Source organism: Flavobacterium sp. (assembly GCF_043720215.1).
Taxonomy (GTDB): domain Bacteria; phylum Bacteroidota; class Bacteroidia; order Flavobacteriales; family Flavobacteriaceae; genus Flavobacterium.
Map to the genome: position 1 here is coordinate 1 of NZ_JAYSSZ010000168.1, position 10,096 is coordinate 10,096.

Annotated in this window: 11 protein-coding genes; 5 read left to right on the forward strand and 6 right to left on the reverse strand. The window is 31.0% G+C overall.

Translation table 11 applies throughout. The features are described from left to right. The 5 genes from ACHZC3_RS07760 to ACHZC3_RS07780 form a co-directional block, all read left to right on the forward strand. On the forward strand, positions 1-208 hold a 208-nt coding region (locus tag ACHZC3_RS07760; RefSeq protein ID WP_394759292.1), incomplete at its 5' end, for a T9SS type A sorting domain-containing protein. A gap of 85 nt (positions 209-293) precedes the next feature. After that, positions 294-1,292 (forward strand): glycosyltransferase, encoded by a 999-nt coding sequence (locus ACHZC3_RS07765; protein ID WP_394759293.1) that lies wholly within the window; start codon positions 294-296, stop codon positions 1,290-1,292. A 1-nt stretch (position 1,293) separates the two neighbouring features. Then, complete coding sequence (gene coaE, locus ACHZC3_RS07770; protein ID WP_394759294.1) at positions 1,294-1,881, forward strand: dephospho-CoA kinase; 588 nt, start codon at positions 1,294-1,296, stop codon at positions 1,879-1,881. 65 nt (positions 1,882-1,946) lie between these two features. Continuing rightward, positions 1,947-3,530, forward strand: coding sequence for a sensor histidine kinase (locus ACHZC3_RS07775; RefSeq protein ID WP_394759295.1), 1,584 nt, complete (start codon positions 1,947-1,949; stop codon positions 3,528-3,530). 3 nt (positions 3,531-3,533) lie between these two features. Next, complete coding sequence (locus ACHZC3_RS07780; protein ID WP_394759296.1) at positions 3,534-4,241, forward strand: response regulator transcription factor; 708 nt, start codon at positions 3,534-3,536, stop codon at positions 4,239-4,241. A gap of 117 nt (positions 4,242-4,358) precedes the next feature. On the opposite strand, the gene miaA is transcribed toward ACHZC3_RS07780, so the two are convergent. The 6 genes from miaA to ACHZC3_RS07810 all read right to left on the reverse strand — a co-directional run. Then, positions 4,359-5,282: a tRNA (adenosine(37)-N6)-dimethylallyltransferase MiaA gene (miaA, locus tag ACHZC3_RS07785; RefSeq protein ID WP_394759297.1), complete on the reverse strand. Its 924-nt coding sequence runs from the start codon at positions 5,280-5,282 to the stop codon at positions 4,359-4,361. Position 5,283: 1 nt separating this feature from the next. Then, positions 5,284-5,916, reverse strand: coding sequence for a CatB-related O-acetyltransferase (locus ACHZC3_RS07790; RefSeq protein ID WP_394759298.1), 633 nt, complete (start codon positions 5,914-5,916; stop codon positions 5,284-5,286). Positions 5,917-5,919: 3 nt separating this feature from the next. Continuing rightward, on the reverse strand, positions 5,920-7,281 hold the full coding sequence (locus tag ACHZC3_RS07795; RefSeq protein WP_394759299.1) for an exonuclease domain-containing protein: 1,362 nt from the start codon (positions 7,279-7,281) through the stop codon (positions 5,920-5,922). A 101-nt stretch (positions 7,282-7,382) separates the two neighbouring features. After that, positions 7,383-8,039, reverse strand: coding sequence for a YggS family pyridoxal phosphate-dependent enzyme (locus ACHZC3_RS07800; protein WP_394759300.1), 657 nt, complete (start codon positions 8,037-8,039; stop codon positions 7,383-7,385). A gap of 135 nt (positions 8,040-8,174) precedes the next feature. Next, positions 8,175-9,401: a DUF1015 domain-containing protein gene (locus ACHZC3_RS07805; RefSeq protein ID WP_394759301.1), complete on the reverse strand. Its 1,227-nt coding sequence runs from the start codon at positions 9,399-9,401 to the stop codon at positions 8,175-8,177. 70 nt (positions 9,402-9,471) lie between these two features. Then, on the reverse strand, positions 9,472-10,096 hold a 625-nt coding region (locus tag ACHZC3_RS07810), incomplete at its 5' end, for a 3-hydroxyacyl-CoA dehydrogenase family protein (protein ID WP_394759302.1).

A 10,096-nucleotide genomic window follows, 5' to 3' on the forward strand; every position in this document is an offset into this window, starting at 1 on the left:
TAATCCTGTAAAAGATGTATTAAATTTATCTTATACTAAAGAAATTTCTAATGTGTCTGTACATAATTTATTAGGTCAAGAAGTAATGACTAAAACAATAAATGCAACACAATCTAAAATAGATATGTCTAACCTAGCTAACGGAACTTATTTAGTAAAAGTGACTGTAGATGGTTTAGTTAAAACATTGAAAGTTGTAAAAGAATAAAAAAAAATAATTTTAATGTTAAAAAAGTCATCTTTCGGGACGACTTTTTTTGTTAAAAATGTACCTTTGTCAAAATTTTTTATCAATGAATTTTTCGTTTATTATTCCAGTTTACAATCGTCCAGATGAAATCGAGGAGCTTTTAGAAAGTTTAACCAAACAAACCTATAAAGAACCTTTTGATATTATTATTGTTGAAGACGGTTCAACAATTCCTTGCGAACACATTGTAGATAAATACAAAAATAAATTAGCTATTACGTATTACCTGAAATACAATTCAGGGCCTGGTGATTCACGTAATTTTGGAATGAGTCAATCTAAATCAGATTATTTTATTATTTTGGATTCAGATTGTATTATTCCTGAAAATTATTTGACAGAAGTTGCTAAAAGTTTAAATCATAAATATGTAGATTGTTATGGTGGTCCAGATGCCATGTTGCCTAGTTTTTCGCCAGTACAAAAAGCGATAAACTTCACAATGACTTCTGTAATTACAACAGGCGGAATACGTGGAGCTTCAGAGAAAATAGAGAAATTTCAGCCACGAAGTTTCAATATGGGAATCTCAAGAAAAGCATTTCAAGCATCAAAAGGTTTTTCAAACATTCACCCAGGCGAAGATCCAGATTTAAGTATTCGTTTGTGGAAATTAGGTTTCGAAACCAAATTAATTCAATCTGCATTTGTATACCACAAACGAAGAATCGATTGGGAAAAATTTTATACTCAAGTAAATAAATTTGGTAAAGCAAGACCAATTCTTAATTACTGGTATCCAGAATATGCAAAACCAACCTTCTTTTTGCCTTCACTTTTTGTATTGGGTTTACTTATAGGAATTATTGGTTTTTTCTTTAATAGCGATATTATTTTACAATTGTATTTTGTTTATACGGTGCTAATTTTTATAGTTTCGTCTATTCAAAATAAAAATGTTTATGTTGGTTATCTTTCTATAATAGCAATTTGGAAACAGTTTTTCGGATATGGATTGGGTTTTATAGAATCATTTTTTAAAATCAACATTCTAAAGAAAAAACCTCAAGAAGCATTTCCTGAATTATTTTTTAAAGTATAAAATGACAAAAATAATTGGTTTAACTGGCGGAATAGGAAGTGGAAAAACAACCATTGCAAGACTTTTTGAAGCCGAAGGAATTCCTGTATATATTGCTGATGATGAAGCAAAAAAAATAATGCTTTTACCAGAAACAATTGCTGAAATTGAACAATGTTTTGGTCAAGAAGTTATTGAAAACAATCAAATAGATAAAAAAAAATTGTCTGAAATTGTTTTTAATAATCCAGAAAAGCTAAAAAATCTTAATAGTATCATTCATCCATTGGTAAAAAAACATTTTGATGACTGGGTAAAAAAACAAAAATCTCCTTTTGTTATAAAAGAAGCAGCTATTCTTTTTGAAAGTGGAAGTTATAAGTATTGTGACAAAATTATTACCGTTATAGCTTCAGAAGAAACTCGTGTAAAACGAGTAATAGAAAGGGATAATTGTACTAAAGAAGAAGTTTTGAACAGAATAAAAAATCAGTGGAGCGATAGTCAGAAAATCTCAAAAAGTGACTACGTTATTGAAAATGAAAGTATTATTGAAACTAAAATTCAATTTCAAGAAATTCTTAAAAAATTGAAAAATCTGCATTATTAAGTTAAATTGTTAATGTTTGGTTAATATTTTTAGGATTCAAATGTTAAAATGTTAAATTTGTAGTAATGAATAAAATGTTGTTTCGTATTGTAGTTTTTTTAATGACTATTTCCTTACTAGGAATTATTGTTGTGCAAGGTTATTTGATAAATGCGTCTTTCAAAAATAAAGAAGAACAGTTTAAATACCAAGTGAAGCAAGTTGTTGGAAATGTTTCAAAAAAACTACAAGAAGAAGAAACCTATATTTTTTTAAGTCGATTTAACAAGCTTAAAGATAGTATTGGTAAAATTCCGCAGCAAAGCGAACTTTTAAAGTTTTTTTATGTTGAAAAAAACGGAATCACAAACGAAACAATTATATATTCCAATAGTATAATTCCTGAGGATTATTCTATTTCGTCATCGTTCTTTGATAAAAATAATGATTCAACAAAACTCAAAAATTTTGTTTCCAAACGAGTTACCGAAGTATATAACAAAAATTCCTTCGATAATTCTAATTTGCAAAATCAAGCCGTACCAAGCGAAAAGATCGAAAAATCTGGACGAATGGAAATACTAGATAAAGTACAATATGAAATTTATTTCAAAGATATTGCTGCAACACGATCTATAACACAAAGAGTTTCAAATAAACAATTGTACAATTTGTTAGTTAAAGAATTAGATGGTTATGGAATAAAAACGCAATTTGAATTTGGGATTTATAGTAATGGTTTAGCAACAAAAGTAAAATCGGAAAAATTCAAGTATGATAAGAAGAATACGTATGACATTCCTGTTTTTACAGATAATGATGGTGTAAGTAAATACCAATTATTAGTTAGTTTTCCACAAAAAAAGCAGTTTTTGATTTCCGATTTAATAGGAATTGCATTGTTAGCATTTTTATTTACAGCGATTATTACAGTTGCTTATTATACAGCATTGAATCAATTAAATAAGCAACGTCATATTTCTCAAATAAAAACTGATTTTATAAACAATATGACTCATGAATTCAAAACACCTATTGCTACTATAAATTTAGCATTAGACGCCATAAAGAATCCTAAAATCATAGATGATAAAGAAAAAGTTTTTCGATACCTGCAAATGATAAAGGATGAGAACAAACGAATGCATGCTCAAGTAGAAAACGTGTTACAAATTTCTAAATTAGAGAAACGAGAACTCGATATTACAAAAGAAGCTTATAATATAAATGATATTATAGAAGACGCAGTAGAACACGTAAGTTTAATTGTTGAAGATCGTCAGGGAATAATAAATGTAAATCTAAAAGCAGATCAAACAAATGTGTTATTAAATGACGTTCATTTTACGAATGTATTAGTCAATATATTAGAAAATGCAATAAAATATTCGCCCGAAGCACCAATTATAGATGTAACATCAGAGAATATTAAGAATTTTATCATTATTAAAATAAAAGATCAAGGATTAGGAATAAGCAAAGTATCTCAAAAGAAAATTTTTGACAAATTTTATAGAGAGCACACAGGAGATATACACAACGTAAAAGGACACGGATTAGGCTTAGCCTACGTAAAACGAATAGTCGATGACCATCACGGAGATGTAATGGTAGAAAGCGAAAAAGGAAAAGGAAGTACATTTATAATCAAACTACCCTTAATTTATTAAATTATGGAAACGAACAAAAAAATATTATTAGTAGAAGATGATCCAAATTTCGGATCTATACTTCGCGATTATCTTGCAATGAATGATTTTGAGGTTACTTTAGCCAAAAATGGAATGGAAGGTTTCGAAAAATTCAAGAAAGACAACTTCGATTTGTGTATTCTAGACGTTATGATGCCTTATAAAGACGGTTACACATTAGCTAAAGAAATACGTGAAAAAAATAAAGATGTGCCTATCGTTTTCCTTACAGCAAAGTCTATGAAAGAAGATGTGCTTAAGGGTTATAAAGTTGGAGCAGACGATTATTTGAATAAACCATTCGATTCAGAAGTTTTACTTATGAAAATTCGTGCCATTATTCAACGTAAAGCCTCAGAAACAAAAAATGATGTAGCAAAATTCGAATTCAAAATAGGTAAATTCGATTTAAACTCAAAATTGCGTTTCTTAAACTTTCCAGGACAAGAAACTATAAAATTATCGCCAAAAGAAAACGAATTGCTCAAAATGTTAGCACTTCACGAAAATGATTTAATGCCAAGAGAATTAGCATTAACAAAAATTTGGAGAGACGACAACTACTTTACCTCAAGAAGTATGGATGTTTACATAGCAAAACTACGTAAATACCTAAAACCAGATGATGGTGTCGAAATCATTAATATTCATGGCGAAGGATTTAGATTAGCCATAAAAAACCCAGCATAAAAAAAGAAAAGCTTCGAGAAATCGAAGCTTTTTTTATTAGGAGCTATTTCCAGCTGTACACTTCAATCTTTTGCTCGCCAAAAAGGCTTAGCAAAAGGATTTCCGTTTCCATCTGGGCTAGGACTTTATCATTAAATTGATATTTTCAATTATCTTAGAAACATCTGTTTTATAATCAAACCAAATAGTATTTTCTGTTCGTTTGAACCAAGTGAGTTGGCGTTTAGAAAACCGTCTGGTATTTTTTTTAATTTCTTCAATAGCAAAGTCTAAAGAAAAATCTCCATCAAAAAAACTAAATAATTCTCTGTAACCAACAGTTTGCAAAGCGTTTAATTCTTTATTTGGATATAGTTTTTCGGCTTCAGCTAGCAAACCTTCGTTTATCATGATATCTACACGCTGGTTAATTCGGTCGTAGATTATTTCTCTGTCGGCTTCTAAACCAATGATAATAGGAGTGAAGTTTCTGGCGTTTTTGTCTTTGTTTAAGAACGAAGAGTAAGGTTTTTTTGTTCCTATGCAAACTTCTACAAAACGCATCATACGTTGGGGATTTTGTAATGTTTGCGGATTTTCGGAAAGGATTTTAGTGTAATAGTCTAAATCTAACTCTTGAAGTTTTTGTTGTAAATATTCGATACCATTTTCGTCATATTTTTTTTGAATTTCTTCACGAATTCCAGGTTCAATATTTGGGAAAGTATCGAAGCCTTTTAAAACTGCATCTACATATAATCCGGAACCACCGACCATTATTTGAATATTGTTTTTACTAAATAACTCGTCTAGTTTTAAAATAGTTTCTTTTTCGAAATCACCAACTGTATATTCTTCAAAAATGGTTTTGTTTTGGATAAAATGATGTGTTACTTGACTTAATTCTTCGTCACGGGGAACAGCTGTTCCTATTCGCATTTCTTTGAAAAACTGTCGGCTATCGCACGAAATAATATCGCAACCATATTGTTTTGCCAAAGCGATGCTTAACGCTGTTTTTCCTATAGCAGTTGGTCCGATTATGGTTATTAAGTAGTTCAATTTATATTAAACTTTTAAGTTTTTGAAAATCATTACTTGTTAATAATGAAACATTTTTATTTATTTTTTCAATTTCCCAATCCCACCATTTTATTTCTAATAATTGTTTTGTAACTTCTTCTTCAAAACGATTGCGAATTAATTTTGCTGGGTTTCCTCCTCCAACAATGGTATAGGGTTCAACGTTTGATGCTACTGTTGAATTTGTTGCAATAATAGCACCATCTCCGATTGAAATTCCTGGCATAATTGTAACATTATGACCAATCCAAACATCATTTCCAATGATTGTGTTTCCTTTGTTTGGATATGATTTATCATTCATAGCATCTTTCCAACCATTTCCGAAAATGGCAAAAGGATAAGAGCTAATAGAATCAACCAAATGATTTGCACCATTCATGATAAATGAAACTCCAGAAGCAATCATGCAAAACTTACCTATTATTAGTTTATCATTGTTGAAATCAAAATGATATTTAACATTTTTTTCAAAATTTAAAACATCATCATGATCGTCATAATAAGTATATTCTCCTACAATAATGTTAGGATTTTTAATAATATTCTTTAAAAAACATAGTTTGTTATAATTTTCTAATGGAAATTTAGAATCTTTATTAGGTTCGACCATATATTAAAATTTTACGATTTTCATCACTTTATTTTTTCGCAAATAACCTTGTATAATATTTCGAGTGTCACGGTTGTTAGGCATTGGCGTAATGAGGTTTTTTAATATTTGAATATTGCTTATTTGATAGTTTAAATCGTAGAAAGCATAGCCTTTATACACACCATTTTCTATGAGAACGGCACTGCGTTCGCTGATTGTTCGGCCTTTGTCGACAATGACCATACTTTGACTTTCGAAGCTGCTTTTTGTTATAAATTCTTGTACGCGTTTGTTGTATTCTTCGGGCGTAATTTTTCCTATACAAGCACCATCACACTCGTTTATTTTGTGCTGAAAACATTCAGCTTTCGTTTCGTATAAACCTGTTAGTTTTTGACATAAATTGTAGTAGGAACTGATTCTGAACAAGATGTTTTTTCCTTCCTGAAGGCTTGTGTAAGCTGTGATTTCCTTTTTACGACCGTCGGCTTTTTGCAGTTTTAGATTCAGATAACCATTTTCATCTGTTTCGGAATAAATGGCTACTGGAAAATGACTTTTGGGCGACATTCTGTTGTAAATAGGTCGGTTTCTTTTTATTTCTTCGGTTTCTTTTAGCAACGCAACAAGTTCGCTTCCAGTTTCTTCGTAAGTAACAGTAAAAACTTCTTGTTGAATTTTCATCGCACTTTTTGTAATTCCTGTAAAATGCTGGTTGACTCTTTTCTTAATATTTCTGCTTTTGCCAATAAAAATGATATTTCCATTTTCTTTGTGAATATAATAAACTCCCGTTTTGTTGGGCAAAGCTTCGATAATATTGAATAATTTAGGCGCAATTCCTTTGGTAATTTCGGTTTTAATTTGCTCTTTGACAATGACTTTTTCCAAATCTTTGTCTAACAACATTTTAAATAATTTGACTGTTGCCAGTGCATCTCCTTCGGCACGATGTCTATCAGTCATTGGGATTCCTAGTGCTCGAACTAATTTTCCTAAACTATAAGATGGTTGCTCTGGAATTAGGATTTTAGCCAATTCGACCGTGCAAAGTGTTTTTGCCTGAAAATCGTAACCCAAACGACGAAATTCTGTACGAAGAATTCGGTAATCGAAAACGGTGTTGTGTGCAACAAGGACACAGTCTTGCGTAATTTCGACAATGCGTTTGGCTACTTCGTGAAACTTGGGAGCAGAAACCAACATAGCGTTATTTATCCCAGTAAGTTTTACTACAAACGGCTGAATTGGTATTTCGGGATTCACTAAACTAATAAATTGATCTACGATTTCGTGACCATCAAATTTATAGATGGCGATTTCAGTAATTCCTTCCTCGTTGAATTGTCCTCCTGTGGTTTCTATGTCTAAAATTGCGTACAACTATTTTTTTTTATTATTTTTTGTCATTTCGACGAAGGAGAAATCTAATTATAAGCTTATGTGATTTCTCCTTCGTCGAAATGACAAAATTATATTATATATTAAGTCCTTCCTCCAAAGATACTACTTCCTATTCGAACCATCGTACTTCCGCATTCGATTGCGAGTTTGTAGTCGCCTGACATTCCCATAGAAAGAATTGATAATTGACAATTGGCAATTGATTTTAAATTATCAAAAATTGATTTTAAATGGTTAAATTCTTTTTTAATTTGGGCTTGATTTCCGGTAAATGTTGCCATTCCCATGAGTCCTACAATTCGGATATTTTTTAATGATTTGAATTCGCTTGAAGCTAATAATTCATCCAACTCATTTTCATCTAAACCAAATTTTGTTTCTTCTTCGGCAATGTATATTTGTAGCAAACAATCGATAATTTTGTTGTGTTTTTTGGCTTGCTTGTTTATTTCTTCTAGTAATTTTAAGCTATCAACTCCATGAATTAAACTTACATATTCCGCCATAAATTTTACTTTATTGCTTTGAACATGACCTATCATGTGCCACTCGATATCTTTTGGCATTGCTTCCCACTTATCTGTCATTTCTTGGATTTTGTTTTCTCCAAAAATACGCTGACCTGCTTCGTAAGCTTCCATCAAATCAGGAATTGGCTTGGTTTTAGAGACCGCAACTAGCGTTACTTCTTTTGGAAGTGAGGATTTTATTTTATGTAGGTTTTGAGTTATTGTCATTGTTTTTATATTTTTTTGCCATTACGAGGAACGAGGAATCTCAGTTGATTCTTTTGAGGTTCCTCGTTCCTCGGAAAGACAAAATTGTGTGTAATTCTAAAGTTTTTTAATCTTTCAATTCTAAATTTTTTAAATCTAAAGTTCATAAACCACTAAACCACTTCTAAATTTCGGTTCGATGTAAGTACTTTTTGGAGGCATGATTAGGTTATGGTCTGCTAGAGCTTTTATTTCAGAAATATCCGAAGGATAAAGCATAAATCCAACTTTAAACTCTCCTTCGTCGATTAAATCTTTGATAATAGAAATAGATTGTTTTCCTGAAACATAATCGATGCGTTCGTCGTTTCTTAAATCTTCTAAACCCAAAAGTGGATGCAAAATGGTATCGTACAAAATTTGTGCGTCTAAGTTTTCGATTTCGAAGCGTTCTGATTTGTGAATATTCTCTTGTTTGTAAAATAAAGCATAAAAATGACCATCAAGATACATTCCGAATTCGTATTTGTTTTGCGGTTTCCACAGCTCTTGATTTTTGTTTTCGATGTTGAAATGCTGAGAAATTCTCGCAATAAAATCATCTTTAGTAAAACCATTTAAATCTCTAACAATTCTATTAAATTCGTATATTTTGACGTTGCTTTCGGCAATAAGAAAACTCATAAAATACTTAAGATTTTCGTTCTTGGTGTCTTTATTTTCGTCTAATAATAATTCGGCAGCAGAAGATCGATGGTGACCATCAGCAATATAAAGATTGGGTATGTTTTCGAAATGATTTTGTAACCAATCTATTTCGCTTTGCGTATCAATTTTCCAAAGCGTGTGTTTTTCCTTTGTTGTTGTAGCAAATTCGTAAAGTGGTTTGCTTTTTTTGCGTAAAGAAATATAAGTGTTTATTTCGACACTATCGGGATAGGTTATCAGAACTGGTTCGGCATTAAAATCCGTATATTTCATGTAATCTTTTATCAGTTCTACTCGAAACTGTAAAGTATCTTCATGTTTTTTAATCACATTATTTTTGTAATCATCTACCGAAGTTCCTGCGATAATTCCCGAAAAAATATTCGATTTTGTTTGAATTTCATATAAATAAAAAACGGGAGTTTCTTCTTTAATTAATATTTGTTCGTCTTTAAAATCTTGGTATTTATGTGCCACACTCTTGAAACGCTTGTCAATCGTAATTCTCTGAGCATTTGCAAATGCAGGATGAATAACATGCAAAAACGAGTACGGATTATAACTTAACCAAGCAGCAAGCTCTGCCGAATTATAATCGTCATAAGTTCTGCAAGTGACCAATCCTACTTTATCGGCGGAAGGACGAACGGCTTTGAATGGAATTATTTTTGCCATTAATTCAATTGATAATTGACAGTTGATAATTGATAATGTTAACTATCAATTATCAATTATCCATTGTTAATTATGAGAATTGTTTTGAAACTTTTTCTGCTTTTTTGCTTTCGGCATAATCATAAAAACCTTCGCCAGATTTTGCTCCTAATTTTCCAGCCATCACCATATTTACTAATAACGGACAAGGTGCATATTTAGGATTTTTGAAACCGTCGTACATGACATTTAAGATTGCCAAACAAACATCAAGACCAATAAAATCAGCTAATTGTAATGGTCCCATGGGATGACCCATTCCTAGTTTCATTACGGTATCAATTTCTTGAACACCAGCCACTTTGTTGTATAATGTTTCGATAGCCTCGTTTATCATTGGCATCAAAATTCTATTGGCTACAAAACCTGGATAATCATTTACTTCAGTAGGTATTTTTCCTAGTTTTACAGATAAATCCATAATGGTTTTAGTCACTTCGTTGGTTGTATTGTAACCACGAATGATTTCGACTAATTTCATAATTGGCACAGGATTCATAAAGTGCATACCTATAACTCTTTCTGGATGTACTACTGAAGCTGCTATTTGTGTAATTGAAATGGAAGAAGTATTGGTTGCTAAAATCGTATTGTGATCGCAAACTTCGCTCAATTGTTTGAAGATATTTAGTTTTAAAGTTAGATTTTCAGTAGCT